The 447-nt window shown below is 44.1% G+C and carries 1 pseudogene; it reads right to left on the bottom strand.

The annotated features are described in order from the left end of the window. Positions 1–447, bottom strand: a pseudogene (locus BCT34_RS02630) (IS6 family transposase); the annotation flags it as partial.

Genomic DNA, 447 nt, shown 5'->3' with positions numbered 1-447 from the left:
CCAGCGGTGACTTTGTTCTACGATATTGTTCAGATATTTGACATCCAATATCTCTATTAGTGACAGCATAAAGAAGCCTGTTAACCAAAGTTGGACATTCATTGCATCGATGGCAGCGTAGTTGCTTTTACTGCCATCAATCACCACCTTTTCAGGGAGACCGTGTTGAGCTATCGCCTTATTCAGAAAGGCGATAGCGGCGGCTTCATCCCGATTGTAACTAAGGTAGTAATCAATGACTTAACCAAATTTATCGACAGCTCGATAGTAGTAGAGCCATTCTCCTTTCACTTTGATATAGGTCTCGTCCATACGCCATGAGCCAGATACTGGCTTCTTCCGACGCCTTGCCTTGTGCTCTAAAATTGGGGCAAATTTAAGAACCCAACGGTTAATCGTTGCGTGATCAACCGTTACTCCTCGCTCACTCTGAATCTCCTCAATTTC

Source organism: Vibrio sp. 10N.261.45.E2, assembly GCF_002875705.1.
Lineage (GTDB): Bacteria > Pseudomonadota > Gammaproteobacteria > Enterobacterales > Vibrionaceae > Vibrio.
This window is presented reverse-complemented; position numbering and strand designations above follow the sequence as displayed.